Raw genomic sequence first — 20,369 nt, 5'->3', positions numbered from 1 at the left:
GCCCATCGGGCGAGGTGATGCTGCTTCCACCCGGGCCGTCGAGTAGCCGCTCGACGGCCCGGGGCCTCTCCCGTCCGCCCGGGTCAGTCGACCTCACGCAGGACGCGTTCGAGCGTGGTCATCCGGGTCTCCATCCCGCCCAGCCGGCCGTCCATCGCCGCGAGCAGTCGGGCGTTCTCCGCCTGGGCCTGAGCGGCAGTCTCGGCGAGCCGGCGGTAGTCGTCGGCGCGGGTCGTCTCGTACCGGGCCCGCCGCGTCTTGGCGAGCTGCACGACGCTCACCGTGAACACGCTGATCAGCAGGGCGAAGACGCCGATGGCGCCGACCACCTCGGTCCAGTCGTGCTCGCTCATCGCTGCGCCCCCGGCTGCTCGCCCGAGTCGGGCACGGTCAGCGTATCGACGGCCGCCGCGATGACCGCGGGGGTGAGTGTGAGCACGAACGGCTCCACCTCGTAGTAGTTCATGGCCTTCCCGTCCTCCGACAACTCCAGGCGGGCGGTGACCAGCCCGGCCGCCGCCAACTTCCGTAGGTGGACCTGCAACAGCGCTCGGCTGATGCCCAGTTGCCGGGCCAGCCCGCTGACGTACGCACGCTCGCGGGCCAACGCGGCGACGACCCGCAACCGGTGCGGGTTGGCCAGGGTGGCAAGCACCCGGACCAGGTCGTCGCCGGTCGGCGGTGGAGCGCTGCTCATAACCAGCCCTTGCACATGCCAACGAAAGTTAGCAGGTGTCGTGGTGTGGCGGTACGCGACGGAAGCGGAATCGGGGGCATCTCAGGGTCGCCGCTAGGGGGCCGGACACACAGCACGCCGGGCCGGTGATGATCACCGGCCCGGCGTGCGGGTTACGTCGTACGTCAGCTCTTGAAGGCGTCCTTGATCTTCTCGCCCGCCTGCTTGAGCTTGGCGGTCGACTGGTCGGCGCGACCCTCCGCCTCCAGCTGCTCGTTGTCGGTGGCCCGACCGGCGCCTTCCTTCAGCTTGCCGGTCGCGTCCTCGGTGGCGTTGTTGATCTTGTCATCGAAACCCATTGCCAACCTCCATTGCAAGCGTCGCTACGACCACAGAGGTACCCCCGCCGTCGCCGGTCCAACCATTACCGTCGTCACAGATCGGCGACGGCCGAACGGAAGCGCCGCAGCCGCAGGCTGTTGGCCACCACGAAGACCGATGACAGCGCCATCGTGGCGCCGGCGATCATGGGGTTGAGCAGCCCGGCGGCGGCCAACGGCAGGGCCGCCACGTTGTAGCCGAACGCCCAGAACAGGTTGCCCCGGATGATGCCGAGGGTGCGACGGGACAACCGGATGGCGTCCACCGCGGCGTCCAGGTCGCCCCGGACGAGGGTGAGGTCGGCCGCCTCGATCGCCACGTCGGTGCCGGTGCCCATGGCCAGCCCCAGATCGGCCTGGGCCAGCGCCGGGGCGTCGTTGACCCCGTCACCGACCATCGCCACCGACCGCCCCTCGGCCTGGAGCCGCTTGATCACGTCGACCTTCCCGGCCGGCAGCACCTCGGCGACCACCTCGTCGACGCCCACCTCGGCGGCGACCGCGCGTGCCACAGTGGTGTTGTCGCCGGTCAGCAGGACCGGCGTCAGCCCCAGCCCGCGCAGCCGGGTCACCGCCGCCCGACTGCTCGGCCGGACCACGTCCGCGACCGCGAGCACGCCGCGGGCCCGTCCGTCCCAGCCGGCGACGATCGCCGTACGGCCGGCGGCCTCCGCGTCGCGCACGGCCCACTCGACCTCCGGCGGTACGTCGATGTCACGCTCGCGCAGCAGCCGCACCCGACCGACGAGCACGGCCCGCCCGTCGACCGTGCCGGTCACCCCCAGCCCTTCGAGGTTGCCGAAGGCGGTCACCGGGGGCAGCGTGCCCGCCTCGGTGGCACCGGCGGCGACCGCACGGGCGATCGGATGCTCGGAGCCGGCCTCCACGGCACCGGCGAGCCGGAGCAGTTCGGCCCGGTCCACACCGCTCGCCGGCACGACGTCCACCAGGGTCATCCGGCCGGTCGTCACGGTGCCGGTCTTGTCGAGCACCACGGTGTCCACCCGGCGGGTCGACTCCAACGCCTCCGGCCCCTTGATCAGCACTCCGAGCTGGGCGCCCCGACCGGTGCCGACAAGCAGCGCGGTCGGGGTGGCCAGACCGAGCGCGCACGGGCAGGCGATGATCAGCACGGCCACGGCGGCGGTGAACGCGGCGGTGGGGCCGGCCCCGGTGCCGAGCCAACAGCCGAGCGTGCCGACGGCGAGGGTGATGACGATCGGCACGAAGACACCGGAGATCCGGTCGGCGAGCCGCTGCACGGCTGCCTTGCCGCTCTGCGCCTGCTCGACCAGCGCGGCCATCCGGGCGAGCTGGGTGTCCGCGCCGACCCGGGTCGCGGTGACGATCAGTCGCCCACCCGCGTTGATCGTGGCGCCGACCACGCCGTCACCCGGGGCGACCTCGACCGGCACCGACTCACCGGTGAGCATGCTGGCGTCGACGGCGGAGGTGCCCTCGTCGACCACCCCGTCGGTCGCGATCTTCTCGCCGGGGCGGACCACGAAGCGGTCGCCGACGGCGAGCCGGTCCACCGGGATCGGGGTCTCCACGCCGTCGCGCAGCACCACCACGTCCTTGGCGCCGAGGTCGAGCAGGGCGCGCAGGGCGGCGCCTGCGGTGCGCTTGGACCGGGCCTCGAAGTAGCGTCCGGCCAGGATGAACACGGTGACCCCGGCCGCCGCCTCCAGGTAGATGTTGCCGGCGCCGTCGGTCCGGGTGATGTCGAAGCGGAACGGGTGCGTCATCCCGGGCATCCCCGCGTCACCGAGGAAGAGCGCCCAGAGCGACCAGCCGAACGCGGCCAGGGTGCCGAGCGACACCAGCGTGTCCATGGTGGCCGCGCCGTGCCGCAGGTTGGTCCAGGCGGCCCGGTGGAACGGCAACCCACCCCAGACCACCACCGGGGCGGCGAGGGTCAGCGACAGCCACTGCCAGTAGTCGAACTGCCAGGCCGGGACCATGGCCAGCAGGACCACCGGCACGCTCAGGGCCACCGAGACCCAGAGTCGGGTACGCGGGCCCCGCAACGGGTCCGCCGGAGGCTCCGCGCTGGGCGGGGCCGGCAGCGCCGCCGTGTAACCGGTCTTCTGCACGGTGACGATGAGGTCGTCCGGCGTGACGCCGTCGGCGTACCGGACGGTCGCCTTCTCGGTGGCGTAGTTGACGGTGGCGCTCACCCCGTCCATCCGGTTGAGCTTCTTCTCGATACGGGCGGCGCAGGCGGCGCAGGTCATCCCGCCGATCGCCAGTTCGATCCGGTTCGGCGCCTCGGGCAGGGGTCTGCTGGTGGTGGTCATCGTCTGGTCCCGTCAGTCGTGTCCGTGCCCGGGGGTGCCGTGGTCGGCCCCACCCGTCGGTGCGGGTCCGCTCGGGGTTGCTCCGCTCGGGGTGGCGACGTCTCCGGTCGTGGCAGCGCCGGCGACCACCGTGAACTCGGCGGTGCGCACCCGCCCGCCGTGTTTGAAGTCGAGGTAGAGCCGGTAAGTGCCGGCCGAGGGGACGTCGGCGAGGAACGTGACGGCCGGGCCGGGCCGGGTACGACCGTCGCCCGGCGTCCCGTCCGGGTGCACGTGCAGGTAGGCCAGATCGCCCCGACGCAGCGCCACCAGGTGCCCGTACGCGCCCAGGTAGGGCTCCAGGTCGGTGACCGGCTGCCCGTCCCGGCTGACGGTCAGGGTCAGCGACGACGTACGGCCGGGCTGCGGCGCGCCGGCCAGGGTGACCGTGTAGCCGTCGACGGTGGTGCTTGTCGCCGGTGCGGGCAACTGCCGCTCGGTCAGCTCGCCGCGGACGGTCACGTCCACGCCGAGGGTCAGCGGCTCACCCCCGGTGGGCGTGAAGTCGGCGAACGCCCGCCACTGCCCGGGGCCGGCGAGCGGGCTGTCGACCCGCCAGGTGCCGTCCGGGGCCAACTCGGGGTGCACGTGGCGGAAGCCGGAGAGGTCCCGTCGGGCGACGATCAGGTGCATCTGCTTGTCGTGGGCCACCTCGTACCTGGTGACCGGGCGACCGTCCGGGCCGGCGACCCGGAAGGCGAACTCACCGGCCGGGGCGTCGAGCGGTTCGAGGGTGTAGCCGCGCTCGGAGACGAGCAGGCCGCCGGGGAGCCGGTCGGCCGTTCCGCTCGGCTCGCCCGTCGTCGGGGTGGCGGTGTCGTCGTGCCGGCTCTCGGCGACCGGGGCGGGGTCGACGACCCGACCGATCCCGTAGGTCACGCCGAAGACCGCCACCAGACCGGCGGCGAACCCGGCAAGTCTCGTCACCGTACGCACGCCGGCCCTCCGATCACGCGTCGACGAGGTCGTAGCCGGCCTCGTCGACGGCGGCCCGGACGACCGCGGTGTCCAGCGGCTGGTCGCTGCTGACGGTGACCCGGCCGGCCGCGAGGTCGACCTGGACGTCCCGCACGCCCTCGATGGCGCCGACCTCGGCGCTCACCGCGCTGACGCAGTGCCCACAGGTCATGCCCTGCACCTGGTACGTCGTGTTGACCATCGAATGACTCCCTTACCTGTACCGGGTGGGGGTATCCCACCGGAAGCGAACGTACCATACCCCCTGGGGGTACGCTATCCTTGCCGACATGACCGCACCCACTCCCATCCGCGGATACACCGCAAGCAAGGACCAGCTGCTCGCGCGGCTCCGCCGCGTCGAGGGGCAGGTCCGGGGGATCGAGAAGATGGTCGACGACGACCGCTACTGCATCGACGTGCTCACCCAGATCTCCGCAATCCAGGCCGCCCTGGACAAGGTGGCCCTCGGACTGCTCGACGGGCACGCCCGGCACTGCATGCACGAGGGTGCCGCCGAGGGTCGGGCCGACGAGATGGCCACCGAGATGATGGCGGCGGTCGGACGGCTCATGAAGCGCGGCTGACCAGCCTCACTCCGACGCCGGGTCGAGACGAACCATGCGCAGCAACTGCGCGTTGAGCGCCACCACGATCGTGGACGCCGACATCAGCACCGCGGCCAGCGCCGGGCTCAACGCCACACCCGCCCAGGCCAGCACTCCGGCGGCCAGCGGCAGCGCCACCACGTTGTAGCCGGCCGCCCAGGCCAGGTTCTGTCGCATCTTCCGGTACGACGCCCGGGACAGCCGGACCACGGCCCCCACCCCGCGCGGGTCCGAGGACGCCAGCACCACCGCGGCCGACTCGATCGCCACGTCGGTGCCCGCGCCGATCGCGATGCCCACGTCCGCCCGGGCCAGCGCCGGCGCGTCGTTCACCCCGTCGCCGACCATTGCCACGACCAACCCCCGCCGCTGGAGTTCGGCCACCCGGTCGTCCTTCTCCGCCGGCAGCACCTCGGCGAAGACCTCGTCGACGCCGGGTCGGAAACCGAGGTCCGCAGCGACCGCCTCGGCCACCGGCCGCGCGTCACCAGTGATCATCGCTATGGTGCGGACCCCCTCGGCCCGCAACTCGTCGAGCGCGCGCCGGGCCTCGGGCCGCACCTCGTCGGTCAACGCGAACGCGCCGAGCACGGTCTCCGGCATCCGCACCAGGTACAGCACCGCGGCACCTCGCGTCGACCACCGCCCGGTCGCGGCCCGCACCTGCTCCGGGAGTGAAAGGCCCAGCTCCCGCAGCAGCGCCGGCCCGCCCACCGCGTACTCCGTACCGTCGATTGCCGCCCGCACACCGCGACCCGGCAGCGACCGGAAACCGACGGCCCGAGCGGGGCCGGCGCGCCCTGCCGCCGCCACGATCGCCCGGGCCAACGGGTGTTCGCTGTCCGACTCGACGCCCGCCGCGATCCGCAGCACCTCGTCGCGCTCGACGCCGGGCGCCGTCACCACATCGGTCACCCCGTGCTCGCCCCGGGTCAGCGTGCCGGTCTTGTCGAAGAGCACCGCGCCGACGGTCCGCATCCGCTCCAGGGCCAACCGGTCCTTGACCAGGATCCCGGAGCGCGCGGCGAGCGCGGTGGAGAGCGCGACGACAAGCGGAATGGCGAGACCCAGCGCGTGCGGACAGGCGATCACCAGGACGGTGACCGCACGGACCACCGCCTCGTCCGGTCGACCGAGAGCGGTCCAGACCAGCACGGTCAGCACGGCGGTGCCGCTGGCCAGGTAGAAGAGCGCGGCGGCGAACCTGTCGGCCAACAGTTGGGCCCGTCCAGCGGAACCCTGGGCCTGCGCGACCATCCGCTGGATGCCGGCGAGGGCGGTCTGCTCACCCAACACCTCGACGCGTACCCGGATCGCCGAGTCGGTGGCGACGGTGCCGGCCACCACCCGGTCGCCCGCCCTCCGGGCGACAGGTCGCGACTCGCCGGTGATCATCGACTCGTCCAGCTCGGCGCCGCCGTCGACGACCCGACCGTCGGCCGGCACCCGACCTCCCGGCCGGACCAGCACCACGTCACCGATCCGCAGACCGGTCACCGGCACCGCCTCGACCCGCCCGTCCGCCGCCACCCGCTCGGCCTCGTCCGGCAACAGCGCGGCCAGCGCCGACAAAGCCCCCCGGGCCTGCCCGATGGCCTTCATCTCCTGCCAGTGCCCGAGCAGCATGATGGTGACAAGCGCAGCCAACTCCCACCAGAAGTCCAGGTCGAAGGCACCGACGCTGGTCGCCAGGGACGCGGTGTAGGCGACGGTGATCGCCATCGCGACAAGCAGCATCATCCCGGGCGCCCGGTCCCGCACCTCCCGGACCGCACCGACCAGGAACGGCCAACCGCCCCACCAGAACACCACCGAGCCGAGCACCGGGCCCACCCAGGACCGACCGGGGACGCCGTCCCCGGGCAGGTTGAGCTGGTCCGACACGAGGTGACTCGTCAGCACCACCGGGACGGTCAACACCAGGCAGAAGCAGAACCGACGGCGGAACATCGCCGGATCGTGCCCGGCGTGCTTGTCGTGCGGCACGGGTCCGGCGGGGTGCGGGTGGTCGGGGTCCGGCGGTGACGGAGCGGGCATGGCTCCAACATGCCGGTTTGCCGACCGTCACGCGGTCGGATCGGCCACCCGACACTCCGCCACGACCTGCAACCCCCGGGTGGGCTGGCTAGCATCTCCCACGATGGCCCTCCGTATGCCGCTGCACAGTCGGTCACCGGCGCCGCTCCGACGTGGCGTCGCCTTCGGCCGACCCGGCCGAGCGCTGACCGTGAGTGATCAGGCGGTCGTCAGGCAGCGATCCGCCCCGCCGTCCGCCGCGTTTCCGCCGAAACGGTGAACCGCCCGGCCCGCTGACCCGTACCCCGCACCGGATCGTTGGGAGTTCCACCTTGGCCGCCGACCACACACACTCCGCTCCGTCCGCCCCACCGAGGGTGCGACGGATCCTCGTCGTGACCGTGGTGCCCCTCTTCGTCGCCACCGTGCTCGCCGCAGCGCTGCTCTGGCCGCGGGGCGAGTCACCGCAGAGCGGTGGCGGCGCGGATGTGCCGCGCTACGCCGGCACGGTCACCCGGGTGGTGAGCGAGCCGTGCCCGCAGACACCGTCGGCCCCCGAGGGCAGCCCTCGGGTCGGCGAGGGGCGGTGTGGCACGGTCGACGTCCGGGTGGACGACGGGCCGGCCGCCGGGCAGGAGGTACGGACGCCGGTGCCCGACGGGCCGGGCGCACCCCGGGTCGAGGTCGGCGACGAGGTCATCCTGGTCGAACTGGCCGACCCGGTCGACCCCACCACGAGCAACTGGAACATCGCCGAGCACCAACGTGGCACACCGATGGTGTGGCTGGCGGTGGTCTTCGCGGCCGCGATCGTCGCGTTCGGTCGCTGGCGAGGTCTCGCCGCGCTCGCCGGCCTGGCCGCCAGCTTCGCAATCCTGCTCACCTTCGTGCTGCCGGGCATCGGCGCCGGCAAGTCACCACTGCTGGTGGCGGTGGTCGGCGCGGCCCTGATCATGTTCGTGGTGCTCTACCTGACGCACGGAATCTCCGCACAGACCTCGGTCGCGGTGCTCGGCACCCTGGGCAGTCTGGTGCTGACCGGCGTGCTCGCCACCATCGCCACGGCCGCGACCCACCTCACCGGCTTCGGCAGCGAGGACGCCACCACCCTGTCGATGTTCCAGGGCGACGTCGACCTGCACGGTCTGCTGCTCGCCGGAATCATCATCGGATCCCTCGGGGTGCTCGACGACGTGACGGTCACCCAGGCCGCCACCGTCACCGAGCTGGCGAACGCCAATCCAGGGCTGTCCCGGCTGCAGCTCTACACGGCCGCCACCCGGGTCGGTCGAGCCCACATCGCCTCCACTGTCAACACCATCGTGCTGGCGTACGCGGGCGCGTCGCTGCCCCTGCTGCTCCTGCTCACCGCCGACTCGCGGCCGATCGGGCAGATCCTCACAAGCGAGTTCCTGGCACAGGAGATCGTCCGCAGCGCGGTCGCCACCCTCGGCCTGATCGCCGCCGTGCCACTGACCACCGGGCTGGCCGCGGTGGTGACCGCCGCCGGGCGCACCGACACCACGCCGTCCACCGACGCCACGCGGCCCACCGACGCTCCCGCCTCGCGACCCCAGCCGGACCGCACCGAGGCACTTGCCGCACTCAGCTCACCGCGAACGGCCGGCTCCGACGAGCCGGACCAGCCGCGGACCGCACCCCCATCCCAGGCCACCGACAGGTGGCCGGAGTCGAACAGGAGCACGGATACGGCATGGTGACACTCCTCAGCGTGACCAGATCGGGCATCCACCCTGAGAACCGCGTCACTGGTCACTCAACGCTATGGCGAAATGACGCATTTGGTCGGCATCCAGGCGTAGCTCACCCGGTCGACTCTCGGGTAACCTCGCTGCCGGTTACCGATGAAGGCGCGAAGCGGCGCCTGCGGTGCCACCGCCCAATCGCCAACCGGCGAGCCGGGGACCCAGGTACCTGGGGTGAATCCGCGTCAGCGGTAGGGGCCACTTCCGCCCCGAACCCGTCAGCTAACCCGGTCGGCGGTCGACGGAAGGGAACATTGTGACGGCACCCCTACGCCGCTGGATGACACCCGTGGTGGCCGTGATCGCCGCACTCACCGTGTTCGCCGGGCCGTTCCCGGCGCACGCCGCCCCGGCGAACCCCACACCGTCCGGGCACGAGGAGGACGGCGAGCCCAAGCTGCTCAACGACGTCATCGAGCAGGCCAACCGCGACTACTCCGCCGCCAAGTCCAAGCTGGACAAGTCCAAGAAGCGGCAGGGCGAGTTGGCCGCGGAGGTCGACCGGGCCAAGGCCGACCTGGACGCGCTGGCCCCGCAGGTCGGGCAGATCGCCGCCCAGGCGTACCGGACCGGCCGGATCGGCGCGGTCGCGATGCTGCTGGAGAGCGACGCCCCCGACTCGTTCGTCCGGCGTGCCGGGATGCTCGACGAGATGAACATGGTCAACGAGAAGAAGCTCTCCGAGGTCAACGAGGTGAGGGCCCGCGCCGAGCAGGCCAAGCTGGCGCTCGACACCGAGGTCCGCGAGCAGCAGAAGCAGACCGCCCTGATGGCGAAGCGGAAGAGCGAGGCCGACAAGGCGCTCTCCCTCGTCGGCGGGAAGGGCTTCACCGGCGGCCTGGTGGACGCCACCTCCAAGGTCGCGAAGATCGGCCCGGGTCGCACGGCCGACGGTGACTGGAAGCCACAGTCGTGCAGCGAGAACGACCCCACCACCTCCGGCTGCGTCACTCCGCGCACGCTGCACGCGTACAAGGAGGTCAAGGCGGCCGGCTTCAACCGGTTCGTCGGCTGCTACCGCCCCGGCGGGCCGTGGGAGCACCCGAAGGGCCGCGCCTGCGACTGGTCGCTCCAGAAGAGCGGCTTCTCCCCGTGGCACAACAACGACACCCGGACGTACGGCAACAACGTCGCCGCGTTCCTCATCCGTAACGCCGACCGGCTCGGTATCTACTACGTGATCTGGAACCGGCAGATCTGGTTCCCGGCCACCGGTTGGAGTTCGTACAGCGGGCCGTCGAACCACACCGACCACGTACACATGTCGCTGCTCTGACCCGCACGATCCCCGTCGAGGGCCGTTCCGCGTGACGCGGAGCGGCCCTCGACGCGTCAGACGGCGGCAGCCGCAGCCGGGTCGGTCGACTCCGGCGATCCGGCCGGGGCGTCCCCGGTCGCGAAGCCGGCCGGCACGGCGGCCACCGGGCGCACCGCTCCGGCGGCCAGCCGGTAGGACACCCCCACCACCGCGCACCGCCCCCGCGCCACCTCGTCGGCAAGCACCGGCGACTGCTCGAGCAGCGTCTCGACGGTCTGTGCGATGTGGATGTCGACGATGCCGTCGATGTCGTCCACGCCCTCGGCCTCGGCCCGGCGCAGGCTGGGCAGCACGGCGTCGACCACCGCGCGCAGGTGGCCACTCGGTGCGGTACCCGTCGCGGCGGACTCCCGGGCGGCCTGCACCGCGCCGCACGAGTCGTGCCCGAGCACCACGACCAGCGGAGTGCCGAGCACGGTCACCGCGTACTCGACGCTGCCGAGCACCTCGGGGCCTGCGGTGTGGCCGGCCGTGCGCACCACGAACAGGTCACCCAGCCCACGGTCAAAGATGATCTCGGCGGCCAACCGCGAGTCGGAGCAGCCGACGATCGCCGCGAACGGGTGTTGCCCGTCGGCCACGGCTGCTCGGTGCCCGGCATCCTGGTTGGGGTGGCGGGGAGCGCCATCGACGAAGCGGCGGTTGCCGGCGACCAGCTCGGCGTACGCCTGGATGGGCTCGCTTGGCGCGGACGCCCGGTCGGTGGTCCGCTGCGAACCCGGCTGACCGCCGGAGCTCCCGGTATGACTCATCCCGCACCTCGTCTCCACGCGTTCGACCTGCTCAAGCCGGCTTTCCGCCGGCCGGGCGGCGGGCGCTGGCTCGTGCTCCACCGTCACACGCACCGTAAGATGCGTCAAGGTATGCGTGATTTAGATTTCATACGTTGACTCCGGTCGCCCCCTGGGCAACCTTCCCGGGGCGGGGCGGACCAGACTCTCGCGAGGGCAGGCGGACATCCGGAAGGCGGTCACACGATGGCGAACACGGCGGCGGGCGACACCAACGGGCGGAACTGGACGTTCCTCACCAACCACGGGCACGTGCTGCTGGCCATCGCCCGCGACCCGACCGCCCGGTTGCGCGACGTCGCGGCCGAGGTCGGCGTGACCGAACGGGCCGCGCAGGCCATCGTGGCCGACCTGGAGGCCGGCGGTTACCTGCACCGCACCCGGGTCGGGCGACGCAACGAGTACACCCTCAACCCGGCCGGCCGGTTCCGGCACCCCGCCGAAGCCGACCGGCAGGTCGGCGACCTGCTAGCACTCTTCGCCGACACCCCCAGCGCGAAGGCGGACCCTCGGGCCTGACCCCCGTCACCGGGGGCGGTCGACCGACCGTCCCGGCGGTAACCTTTGCGGGTGCGCGAATGCCCGCCGTTGAGCGCGACCCCGTCCCGACGTGCCCTTCGCGGCGTCCTCAGTGGAGCGCTGGCGACCCTGCTCGGCGCCGGCCTGGTGGCACCCTCCCCCGCGACCGCCGCACCACCCGTCTGCGGCCCTCGGGGCGCCGACAACCTGACCCAGACGCCGTGGGCACTACGCCGGCTGGAGCCCTCGTCGGCCTGGCCGCTGTCCCGGGGCGCCGGGATCACGGTGGCCGTGATCGACTCCGGGGTCTCCGCCGCGCACCCGCTCCTCAAGGGGCAGGTGCTCGACGGCCGCGACTTCAACGGCCTGGCGGCCCGCAAGGGCCAGTGCGACGAGGCCGGGCACGGCACCCTGATCGCCGGCATCATCGCGGGCCGGGAAGGCACCGTCGTCCCCTTCAGCGGCATCGCCCCGGCCGCCCGCATCCTGCCGATCCGGGTCCTGCCGCAGCTCGGCGAGGTCAACAACCCGCAGCTCCCGGGGCAGATCGCCGCAGCCATCGACTGGGCCGTCGACCAGGGCGCCGACGTGATCAACCTGTCCCTGACGACGATCCCCCGCCCCGAGCTGACCGCAGCCGTCGAGCGCGCGCTCGCCAGCGGGGTGGTGCTGGTCGCCGCAGCCGGCAACCGGAAGGAAGACTCGCAGAACCTGCCGGGTTACCCGGCCGCGTACCCGGGGGTGATCGCGGTCGGCGGGGTCGACGAGCAGGGGAGCCACGTCGGCACCTCGATCAGCGGCGACTACGTCGACATCGCCGCGCCGGGCATGAACATCGTCGGGCCGGCACCCGGAAACACCGGCTACCGCACCGTGCCGGAGGGCGGCACCAGCTATGCGGCCGCGTACGTGTCGGGCGTGGCCGCGCTCGTTCGGGCCGCCTACCCGAACCTCAACCCGCAGCAGGTCGCGGACCGGCTGAAGCGCACCGCGGACAACCCGCCCGAGGGTCAGAACGCCGACATCGGCCACGGGATGGTCAACCCGTACCGGGCCGTGTCGAGCCTGCTCGGCACCCGGGCGAACCCGCCCTCCAGCGCCATCCCGGCACCCGCCGTCGAGGACGACCCGCTGAGCTGGCAGCGCCCCGCCGCGGTCTGGGCGGCGGTGATCGGAGGGCTGATCGCCGTGCTGCTGCTGGTAGCGCGACCGATCATGGCCCTGGGTCGCCGACGCGACTGGCGCCCCGGTCGACGCACCGACGCACCGACTGCCGGCTGAGCGACACCGCACCGCATCGCGGTGCCGTCGCCCTGCGCGGTGCCGAGGCCCGGGCCAACGCAGAGCGGCTCCGGGCCGGACTAACCGGACCGGAGCCGCTCGGGCGAATGCTTCAGCTCCACACCTTGGAGTTGCTCATCTCCGTGGTGAGGTAGTTTTCGCGGGCGATGCCGACGGCACCGCCGATCTCGTTCAGGATCCGGTTGATGTCTCGGACCGCAGCGTCCCACTTCGCCTGGTGCTGCTCGTAGGCGACCCGGTCCTCGCCGTCCCAGTGCAGCTTGGTCAGCATCGACCGCAGCGTGTCGAGCTTCTCCTCAAGGGTCTTCGAGATGCCCTGCATCTGCTGGTTGCTGCTCTCGAGGACCGCATAGTCAACTTTGATCGTCACGATTTCCTCCTCTGCCGGCTGCGGATCACGGGTTGAGAGCAGAGTGGAACTTGTCCAGCATCTGCTGCTGCTCTTCGTCGTTGACCTGGTGCGTCGTACCCGACTTGTCGAGCAGGTCGGCGATGCTGTCCATCGCCGTCAGCAGCTTGACGGTGTCCTCGTTCCAACGCGTCATCAGCGACTGGAAACCCGTGGACGCCTGACCCTTCCACGCGATGGCCAGGTCGTCGACCACGTTCCACAGCTTCTTCAGCTCACCGTCGACCTCGCTGCGCGTGGACCGCACGTCACTCGCGGCGGTATGCAGAGTCGCAGCTTCGACCTCGAACGCCATGCTTCACACCCTTCCGTCTGTTGTGGTGGCGGCTTCGCCGCACCCCTCCCCCGCGGCAAGGCAGCAACACCCCACCGACGGACACTCCTGTGAAGACCGTAGCGGAACCTGTCCAGGCCTCGCAGCCCTGACCGGTGACGTTCGATGGATGGTGGTGAATCGGGCCGGGACGACCCACCACCCCCTACCGAACGGCCGACCGCGCTCAGGCCGGCTCGGACCACGCGGTCTGAATCAGCTGCTGGCCGTCGCGACGGCGGACCAGGGTGCCCCGACCTGGCGGCTGCGGGCTCGGTCGCAGCGTGCCGAAGACCGCGCCCTCCTCCCGGTTACCGGACATCAGCAGGCCCGGCGAGTCCAACTCGCGCAGCCGTTGCAACACCGGCTCGTAGAGCGCCCGGGACACACCGCCGACCCGACGCGTGATGATCAGGTGCAGACCGATGTCCCGGGCCTGCGGCAACAGCTCCTGCAGGGCGCTGAGCGGGTTGCTGCCGCCGGAGGCCACCAGGTCGTAGTCGTCCACCAGGATGTACAGGTCCGGGCCCTTCCACCAGCTCCGATCGCGCAGCTGGGCAGTTGTCACGTCCGGGCCGGGCAGCCGGTTGGAGAGCGCGCTGCGGATCGACCCGAGCCCCTGGGCGAACGCCTGGTTCGACGGGGCGTAGTCGAGCAGGTGGTCACCCTCCACCGCCCCCAGCAGGCCACGCCGGTAGTCGGCGATCACCAGCCGGGCCTGCGCCGGCGTGTACCGCTCGGTGATCCCCCGGGCGATCAGGCGCAGCAGGTTGGTCTTGCCGCACTCCGCGTCGCCGAAGACCGTCAGGTGCGGCTCGTTGGCCAGGTCCAGGTAGACCGGCGCGAGTGCCGACTCGTTGACGCCGATCGGCAGACCGGGTGCCGACCTGTCGATGATCCGGGCCAGCTCCGCCACCGGCAGCCGGCGCGGCAACAACCGCACCTTCGGTGCCGGGCGACCCGGCCAGTTCGCCGCCACGTGCCCGGCCAGGGACAGCGAGGCCTCGCTCAGATCCTCGATGTCGCGGCGACCGTCGATCCGCGAGATGGCGGTGAGGAAGTGCAGCTTGTCGCGGGTCAGGCCCCGACCCGGCGACTTGTCCGGCACGTTGTTCGCGGCGCGGCGGTCGATCTCGGACTCCGACGCGTCGCCGAGGCGCAGCTCCAACTTGGTGCCGAGCAGATCCCGCATGTTGATCCGGATCTCCGCCCACCGCACGGCGGTGAGCACCACGTGCACACCGAAGCCGAGGCCCCGGTTGGCCAACGTGGTGATGGTCTGCTCCAGCTCCTCGTACTCCTGGCGCAGCGTGTTCCACCCGTCCACCACCAGGAACACGTCGCCGAACGGGTCGTCCGCGAACTCGCCGGCAGCACGGCGACGGCGGTAACTCGCCACCGAGTCGATGCCGTGCTGCGCGAAACGGCTCTCCCGGTCGTCGAGCACGGCGACCACCTCGGCCACCGTCCGGCGGACCGCCTCGACGTCGCGTCGACCAGCCACCCCGGCCAGGTGCGGCAACCGCTCCATGCTGCGCAGCGCGCCCCCGCCGAAGTCCAGGCAGAAGAACTGCACCTCCCGCGGCGTGTGCGTGAGCGCCAGCGAGGCGAGCAGCGTCCGCAGCATCGTGCTCTTGCCACTCAGCGACCGACCGACGATGACCACGTTGCCGCCGGCACCGGCCAGCTCGACCATCATCGGGTCCCGGCGCTGCTCGTACGGGCGGTCCACGACACCGACCGGCACGGTCAGCCGGCCACGCCCGGGCCAGGACGCGGTGCAGAGCCCGTAGGAGGGGTCGACCGCCAGCGGGCCGAGCAACTCACCCAGGCCCGGCGGGTCGGCGAGCGGCGGCAGCCAGACCTGGTGCGCCGGACGGCCCCGACCCTTGAGCTGGTCGATGAGCACGTCGAGCATCGCCACGGCCTTGCCGTCGGCCGGCTGCTCCGGCTCCGGGGCGGTGTCCACCGGCACCTGCGGGACCTGCACCGGAACGAAGTCGAGGCCGTACGGCACGATCCGCCGCTGCACCAGCGCCTGCGAGGCGGAGGCCTGCTGCCCCGGCGCGCGGTACGCCCCCGACACGTACGCCGCCCGGAACCGCAGCATGGTGCTGGTGTCCGTCTTCAGATAGCCGTGGCCCGGCGCGTTCGGCAGCTCGTACGCGTCCGGCACGCCGAGGACGATCCGGCTCTCCACCGCGGAGAACGTCCGCAGACCGATCCGGTACGACAGGTGCGTGTCGAGCCCCCGCAGCTTGCCCTCCTCAAGGCGCTGGCTGGCCAGCAGCAGGTGCACGCCGAGGGACCGGCCCAGCCGGCCGATCATCACGAACAGGTCGATGAAGTCCGGTTTGGCGGCGAGCAGTTCGCTGAACTCGTCGCAGATGATCAACAAGCTGGGCATCGGCGCCAGCGGCTCACCGGCCGAACGCGCCTTCTCGTACTCGAAGCGGGAGACGTAGTTGCCGGCGGCCCGCAGCAGCTCCTGCCGGCGCACCATCTCGCCGGCGAGCGCGTCGCGCATCCGGTCGACGAGCGGCAGCTCGTCGGCCAGGTTGGTGATCACCGCGCTGGTGTGCGGCAGCGCTTCAAGCGAGGCGAAGGTCGCGCCGCCCTTGAAGTCCACCAGGACGAAGTTCAGCTCCTCCGACGAGTGGGTCACCGCCAATGCGGCCACCACCGTACGCAGCAGCTCGCTCTTGCCGGACCCGGTCGCGCCGATCACCAGACCGTGCGGGCCCATGCCCTCGTGCGCCGACTCCTTGAAGTCCAGCTCGACCACGTTGCCGTCCGGCCCGACGCCGAGCGGGATGCGCAGCCGGTCGCGGTGACCGCGCGGGCGCCACGTGTTCTGCACGTCGACCGCCGCGGCGTCACCGACACCGAGCAGGTCCGGCAGCTCGGTGCTGCGGGCCAGCGGCTCGTCGCCGCCGGTCTGCTGTTGGCTGAGCCGGAACGGGGCGATCTGGCGGGCCAACCCCTCGGCGGCCTCGGCGCTGAGCTTGTCGGGTTGCCCCAGCGTCGACGACGAGCTGCCGCGGACCAGATCCAGTGAGTTTCCGTCACCCACGTCGAGGCAGAGCAGCCAGCGGCCGGCGTCGCGCGGCACCGTCCCGGAGAGGTCGATCACGGTGGCGCCGAGCAGCCCCGGCCCCACCAGCTGGCAGGTCGGTGAGATCTCGCCACCGTCGATCACCACGACCAGGTGCGGAGCGGTGGTCAGCGGCTTGGCCTCCGGCGCGAACCGGGGCCGCCCGGCCAGCTCGGCGCTGAGCGACGCCTCGGCCTCGGCCAGACTGGCGAAGACCAGCCGACGCGCGCCGGCCGCGTCGGTACGACCGCTGTGGTGGGCGTGTGGTAGCCACTTGACCCAGCCCCAGGACGACTGCCGGTCCGGTGCGGCGACCACCGCGATCACCAGATCGTCCGGGGCGTGGAAGGTCGCCAGCTGCCCGAGTGCCGCCCGGGTCAGGTCGAGCACGGGCTCGCGGTCCCCGCGCAGCACCACCCGGCTGAACGCACGCACCGACAGCGCCGTCGGCAGGTCCGGCACCGTGGAGTGTGCACGGACGAACCGGCGGAGCGCGATGGCGCTCATCGGCTCCAGGTCCTCCACCGGCTTCGTCTCCGGTGGAACGATCTCCACAGCGAGCCGCTGCGGGCCGAGGGCGATCCGGGTCTCGCCGAAGTCGTCCTCGGTGATCCGCCGTTCCCAGAGTCGGCGGGACGCGGCGATCGACCAGAGCGCGTCGGGCTCCGGGTGCCGCCAGGCCATCGCGGCCCGCTGCTGCTCCGCGGCGCGCCGGGTGCGCTTGCGCATCTGCGCCAGGTAACGCATGTAGTCGCGGCGGTCGGCGTTCAGCTCGGCCTTGTCCTTGCCACCGCTGTTGGCAAGCGAGCCGATCGCCATCCCGAGCATCGAGACACCGAACAACCCACCGGCGACGTACGTCATCATGCCGCCGCCCTTGCCGGCGTAGAGGAACGCCATGGCTCCGACACCGCAGAACATCGGCAGGATCATGAGCAGCTGCCCCATCCCGCGCGGTGTCGGCTCGGGCAGCTCGGGAGGCGATTCCAGCAGCACCTCGCCGCGCGGTAAGGCCGGCCCCGGCTGACGCGGGAGCCGGCGGAACACCACCGTGCTCACGGCTGTCTCCTCCCCAGAAGCGGCCCTGATGACGTGCGGCCACGGAACACCGCCCGCGGGTGGGCATCGTACGTGCCCGTCATCGTAGGTAATCTGCCGTGTGCGCGGTGGACCCGGACCGCGGCATCCCAGCCAGCCGATCACAGACGCACACCTGGAGGCCACTGTGGCGACGAAGACGGCGACCGGTGGGCTGAGCCGGATCACCATCGTGGCCCCGCGTACCCGGATGGACCTGGCGCTGCCGTCGGACGTGCCGATGGCCGACCTGCTCCCCACCCTGCTGCGCTACGCCGGCGAGGACATGGCCGACGAGGGCGCGCGGCACGGCGGGTGGGCACTGTCCCGGTTGGGTGGTGCGCCCCTCGACGGTGGTCGTACCGCAGCTCAGCTCAGTGTCCGCGACGGCGAGGTCCTCTACTTCAATCCTCGGTCCGACGCCGCTCCGGAGATCGTCTTCGACGACGTGGTGGACGCGGTCGCCACCGCCACCAACCAGCGCCCCGGCGCCTGGCAGGCCGGGGCGACCCGCTCCTTCGCGGTGGTCTTCGCGGCGGCGGCGCTCGGCGCCGGCGCGCTCGCCGCGCTCTTCGCCGGCCCGCCGCACCTGCCCGGCGCGGTGGCCGCGCTGCTTGTCGCGGTGGCGCTGTTGGTGGGCGCCGCGGTGCTGTCCAGGGCCGCCGGGGACAGCGGCATCGGCGCGGTGCTGGCCCTGGTCGGTCTGGTGCACGCGGCCACCGGCGGCCTGCTGCTGCTCGCCGGCGATCGATCGCTGACCGAGCTGGCCAGCCCGCACGTCCTGCTCGCGGCAACCGCCGCGGTGGTGGCCGGCGCGGTGGCCGTGCTGGCGGTCGGCGACAGGTACCCGCTCTTCTTCGCGGCGATCGGGGTCGCGGCCGCGACCGGCCTGGGTGCGGTGCTCTGCCTGGTGCTCGGCCTGGACGCGGCGGCCTCCGCGGCGGTGGTCGCGGCGGTCGCGTTCGGCGTGGTGCCGGCACTGCCGATGATGGCCTACCGGCTGGCCCGGCTGCCGGTGCCGTCGATCCCGACCGGCCCGGAGGACCTGAAGACCGACAGTGAGTCGGTGGACGGCCGGCAGGTGCTCCAGCAGAGCGAGCGCGCCGACCAGTTCCTGACCGGTCTGTTGTGGACCGTGTCGCTGCTGGTGCTGGGCGCGCAGTTCGTGCTGGCCCTGGACGGGCGTCTGCCCGCGGTGCTGCTGTGCCTGGTGCTGGCGCTGCTGTCGCTGCTGCGGGCCCGCCCCCTGCTGGGCCGGGCCCAGCGCACCCCGGTGCTGCTGGCCGGCACCGTGGGGCTGGGCCTGGCCGCCGCGACCACCTTCGCCGGTGGGTCCATGCCGGTCCGGCTCGGCCTGATCCTGGGCGGGCTGGTGCTCGCCGCCGTGATCAGCCTGATCTACGGTCTGACCGTCGCCGGCAAGCGCATCTCGCCGGTCTGGGGCCGGCTGCTCGACATCGCGGAGATCCTGCTCATCATCTCGCTGGTGCCGCTCGCGTTCTGGGTCTGCGGCCTCTACGGCTGGATCGTCAACCTCCGACCCTGACCGGGCCTCGCCGCCGCGCCGGTCAGCGCGACCGCAGGCTGGTGGAGACGCCGAGCGTCGACGCGACCGGAGCGGTGGCGTAGACGCCAGGCGCGTGCTGACCGTCCGCCGGCCGGGTGGCGGCGCCCACCCGGTCGGCGACCTCGCGCACCACCTTGACCAGGGCCTCGACGTGGTTGTCCATTGCCGCGACCCGCAGCAGCGGCGCCGCCACCCGACCATCGCCCGCAACGGTCACGGCCACCGTGTGCGACGGCGCCGAGGTCGCGGTGATCGCGTCCACGAGCGGGCCGAGCGGCGCGTCGGAACGGCCCCGCAGCGTCATGCAGCGGTGCGTCCAGCCACCGCCACGCAACCCGTCCCAGCTCTCGGCCGGCGCCTCCGGCACCAGGTCCAGGCCGGCGGCCGAGACGATTGCCGCGCGCAGCTCCTCACGACCCAACGGGCGATGGGCCAACCCCGCCGAGGTCAGCGCCTTACCGAGCCGGCCGACCCCGGCGGCCACCGTCCGGTGCACACCGGTCAGCCCGCCGCCCCGGCTCACCGACTCGACCCGGGCGTCGCGGACGGTGAGCCGCACCGCCACCCAGACCGTCCGGTGTGCGGCCGGCGGCGCGCCGGGTGCCGGATACCAGACGAGCGTGTGCGCGACGACCTGCGTCCGGGAGACCGGGGCGCTGAAGTCCGCGAGCACCCGCAGCGCACGGTCCACCGCGGAGGCGTCGACGGAGCCGACCGCCGCACCGGTGGCCGACTGCAGGGCGACGGCCGCGAACCAGCCCTGGTCGTCGCGCCCGATGCCGAGCCGGGTGCCCCGGTCGGTCAGCTCGATGACGCTCAGCTCGGGGGCGAGCGCGGCCAACCGCGGGTCGGTCGCCGTGCCGCTCGTCAGCGCGGCCGACGCGCGCTCGGCGCGCCGACGCAGTCGGCGGCGCAGCAGCAGGTCCTCGAACCACCAGCGGCCACCCCGGCGGGCGAAGGCCGCCAGCACGACGAGCAGCGCCGCCGCGCCCGCCGCGGGGAGAACCCAGCTGGGCCCGGCCGTGGCGGCCCAGACCCCGACCACGCACAACTCCAGCACGACGAGCTGCCCGACCAGCACGGGGCCGATCCGTCCACGACCGGGCCGCTCCGCCGGTGGCACCGGCCGGGTCGGAACGTCGACAGGGTCCGTGACCGCTCGGGCGGGTGGCGCCTGAACCTGCGTCATCGCTGACTGTCCCTCCTGCACGGTACGGCTCTGCGCCGGGTCGGTCCG

18 protein-coding genes and 1 riboswitch are annotated in these 20,369 nt (G+C 72.5%); of the genes, 6 read left to right on the top strand and 12 right to left on the bottom strand.

Features of this window, described 5'->3' with window-relative positions:
- Positions 1 to 83: 83 nt before the first annotated feature.
- The 6 genes from ACWER9_RS02460 to ACWER9_RS02435 form a co-directional block, all read right to left on the bottom strand.
- Positions 84 to 353, bottom strand: coding sequence for a hypothetical protein (locus tag ACWER9_RS02460; RefSeq protein ID WP_452300096.1), 270 nt, complete (start codon positions 351 to 353; stop codon positions 84 to 86).
- Complete coding sequence (locus tag ACWER9_RS02455) at positions 350 to 697, bottom strand: ArsR/SmtB family transcription factor (protein ID WP_452300095.1); 348 nt, start codon at positions 695 to 697, stop codon at positions 350 to 352. The genes ACWER9_RS02460 and ACWER9_RS02455 overlap by 4 nt, the downstream gene beginning before the upstream one ends.
- A 164-nt stretch (positions 698 to 861) precedes the next feature.
- The gene (locus tag ACWER9_RS02450; RefSeq protein ID WP_036410891.1) at positions 862 to 1,035 is read right to left on the bottom strand and encodes a CsbD family protein; all 174 of its coding nucleotides are present in this window, start codon (positions 1,033 to 1,035) and stop codon (positions 862 to 864) included.
- 74 nt (positions 1,036 to 1,109) lie between these two features.
- A complete protein-coding gene (locus ACWER9_RS02445) occupies positions 1,110 to 3,356 on the bottom strand; it encodes a heavy metal translocating P-type ATPase (protein ID WP_452300094.1) in 2,247 nt (748 codons plus the stop codon).
- A gap of 12 nt (positions 3,357 to 3,368) precedes the next feature.
- On the bottom strand, positions 3,369 to 4,331 hold the full coding sequence (locus ACWER9_RS02440; protein ID WP_452300093.1) for a hypothetical protein: 963 nt from the start codon (positions 4,329 to 4,331) through the stop codon (positions 3,369 to 3,371).
- Between the two features lie 13 nt (positions 4,332 to 4,344).
- On the bottom strand, positions 4,345 to 4,554 hold the full coding sequence (locus ACWER9_RS02435) for a heavy-metal-associated domain-containing protein (RefSeq protein WP_363609356.1): 210 nt from the start codon (positions 4,552 to 4,554) through the stop codon (positions 4,345 to 4,347).
- Positions 4,555 to 4,642: 88 nt separating this feature from the next.
- Between ACWER9_RS02435 and ACWER9_RS02430 the strand changes: the two genes are divergently transcribed.
- Positions 4,643 to 4,939 (top strand): metal-sensitive transcriptional regulator, encoded by a 297-nt coding sequence (locus ACWER9_RS02430; RefSeq protein WP_030329541.1) that lies wholly within the window; start codon positions 4,643 to 4,645, stop codon positions 4,937 to 4,939.
- Positions 4,940 to 4,945: 6 nt separating this feature from the next.
- On the opposite strand, the gene ACWER9_RS02425 is transcribed toward ACWER9_RS02430, so the two are convergent.
- Positions 4,946 to 6,997 carry a copper-translocating P-type ATPase gene (locus ACWER9_RS02425; RefSeq protein ID WP_452300092.1) on the bottom strand — a complete coding sequence of 684 codons (2,052 nt, stop codon included), beginning with the start codon at positions 6,995 to 6,997 and terminating at the stop codon, positions 4,946 to 4,948.
- 311 nt (positions 6,998 to 7,308) lie between these two features.
- Here ACWER9_RS02425 and ACWER9_RS02420 point away from each other — a divergent pair, with 311 nt between their 5' ends.
- Both ACWER9_RS02420 and ACWER9_RS02415 read left to right on the top strand, forming a co-directional pair.
- On the top strand, positions 7,309 to 8,697 hold the full coding sequence (locus ACWER9_RS02420) for a YibE/F family protein (RefSeq protein WP_452300091.1): 1,389 nt from the start codon (positions 7,309 to 7,311) through the stop codon (positions 8,695 to 8,697).
- 166 nt (positions 8,698 to 8,863) lie between these two features.
- Positions 8,864 to 8,994: riboswitch (cyclic di-AMP (ydaO/yuaA leader) on the top strand.
- A 4-nt stretch (positions 8,995 to 8,998) separates the two neighbouring features.
- Positions 8,999 to 10,018: a coiled-coil domain-containing protein gene (locus tag ACWER9_RS02415; RefSeq protein WP_452300090.1), complete on the top strand. Its 1,020-nt coding sequence runs from the start codon at positions 8,999 to 9,001 to the stop codon at positions 10,016 to 10,018.
- Positions 10,019 to 10,074: 56 nt separating this feature from the next.
- Here the strand turns inward: ACWER9_RS02415 and ACWER9_RS02410 are convergent, their stop codons facing one another.
- Positions 10,075 to 10,812 (bottom strand): carbonic anhydrase, encoded by a 738-nt coding sequence (locus ACWER9_RS02410; RefSeq protein ID WP_452300089.1) that lies wholly within the window; start codon positions 10,810 to 10,812, stop codon positions 10,075 to 10,077.
- 225 nt (positions 10,813 to 11,037) lie between these two features.
- Between ACWER9_RS02410 and ACWER9_RS02405 the strand changes: the two genes are divergently transcribed.
- Together ACWER9_RS02405 and mycP are read left to right on the top strand one after the other, a co-directional pair.
- Positions 11,038 to 11,370, top strand: coding sequence for a helix-turn-helix transcriptional regulator (locus tag ACWER9_RS02405; RefSeq protein WP_452300088.1), 333 nt, complete (start codon positions 11,038 to 11,040; stop codon positions 11,368 to 11,370).
- Positions 11,371 to 11,421: 51 nt separating this feature from the next.
- Positions 11,422 to 12,651: a type VII secretion-associated serine protease mycosin gene (mycP, locus tag ACWER9_RS02400; protein WP_452300087.1), complete on the top strand. Its 1,230-nt coding sequence runs from the start codon at positions 11,422 to 11,424 to the stop codon at positions 12,649 to 12,651.
- Positions 12,652 to 12,763: 112 nt separating this feature from the next.
- Here mycP and ACWER9_RS02395 read toward each other — a convergent pair whose 3' ends face one another.
- From ACWER9_RS02395 to eccCa, 3 genes are all read right to left on the bottom strand, one after another.
- Entirely contained in the window at positions 12,764 to 13,042 is a 279-nt protein-coding gene (locus ACWER9_RS02395) for a WXG100 family type VII secretion target (RefSeq protein WP_452300086.1), read from the bottom strand.
- Between the two features lie 25 nt (positions 13,043 to 13,067).
- Positions 13,068 to 13,376 (bottom strand): WXG100 family type VII secretion target, encoded by a 309-nt coding sequence (locus ACWER9_RS02390; RefSeq protein WP_030329557.1) that lies wholly within the window; start codon positions 13,374 to 13,376, stop codon positions 13,068 to 13,070.
- A 205-nt stretch (positions 13,377 to 13,581) separates the two neighbouring features.
- Entirely contained in the window at positions 13,582 to 17,547 is a 3,966-nt protein-coding gene (gene eccCa / locus ACWER9_RS02385) for a type VII secretion protein EccCa (protein ID WP_452300085.1), read from the bottom strand.
- Between the two features lie 166 nt (positions 17,548 to 17,713).
- Here eccCa and eccD point away from each other — a divergent pair, with 166 nt between their 5' ends.
- Entirely contained in the window at positions 17,714 to 19,111 is a 1,398-nt protein-coding gene (eccD, locus tag ACWER9_RS02380; protein WP_452300084.1) for a type VII secretion integral membrane protein EccD, read from the top strand.
- Between the two features lie 22 nt (positions 19,112 to 19,133).
- Here the strand turns inward: eccD and ACWER9_RS02375 are convergent, their stop codons facing one another.
- The gene (locus ACWER9_RS02375; RefSeq protein WP_452300083.1) at positions 19,134 to 20,321 is read right to left on the bottom strand and encodes a type VII secretion protein EccE; all 1,188 of its coding nucleotides are present in this window, start codon (positions 20,319 to 20,321) and stop codon (positions 19,134 to 19,136) included.
- Positions 20,322 to 20,369: the final 48 nt, after the last annotated feature.

The sequence above is a fragment of the Micromonospora sp. NPDC003944 genome, assembly GCF_053605225.1.
This window is presented reverse-complemented; position numbering and strand designations above follow the sequence as displayed.

Bases quoted from the DNA above. Each gene is read 5' to 3' on its own strand.
- ACWER9_RS02460 (WP_452300096.1), bottom strand. From the start codon at position 353: ATGAGCGAGCACGACTGGACCGAGGTGGTCGGCGCCATCGGCGTCTTC.
- ACWER9_RS02455 (WP_452300095.1), bottom strand. From the start codon at position 697: ATGAGCAGCGCTCCACCGCCGACCGGCGACGACCTGGTCCGGGTGCTT.
- ACWER9_RS02450 (WP_036410891.1), bottom strand. From the start codon at position 1,035: ATGGGTTTCGATGACAAGATCAACAACGCCACCGAGGACGCGACCGGC.
- ACWER9_RS02445 (WP_452300094.1), bottom strand. From the start codon at position 3,356: ATGACCACCACCAGCAGACCCCTGCCCGAGGCGCCGAACCGGATCGAA.
- ACWER9_RS02435 (WP_363609356.1), bottom strand. From the start codon at position 4,554: ATGGTCAACACGACGTACCAGGTGCAGGGCATGACCTGTGGGCACTGC.
- ACWER9_RS02430 (WP_030329541.1), top strand. From the start codon at position 4,643: ATGACCGCACCCACTCCCATCCGCGGATACACCGCAAGCAAGGACCAG.
- ACWER9_RS02425 (WP_452300092.1), bottom strand. From the start codon at position 6,997: ATGCCCGCTCCGTCACCGCCGGACCCCGACCACCCGCACCCCGCCGGA.
- ACWER9_RS02410 (WP_452300089.1), bottom strand. From the start codon at position 10,812: ATGAGTCATACCGGGAGCTCCGGCGGTCAGCCGGGTTCGCAGCGGACC.
- ACWER9_RS02405 (WP_452300088.1), top strand. From the start codon at position 11,038: ATGGCGAACACGGCGGCGGGCGACACCAACGGGCGGAACTGGACGTTC.
- ACWER9_RS02390 (WP_030329557.1), bottom strand. From the start codon at position 13,376: ATGGCGTTCGAGGTCGAAGCTGCGACTCTGCATACCGCCGCGAGTGAC.
- ACWER9_RS02375 (WP_452300083.1), bottom strand. From the start codon at position 20,321: ATGACGCAGGTTCAGGCGCCACCCGCCCGAGCGGTCACGGACCCTGTC.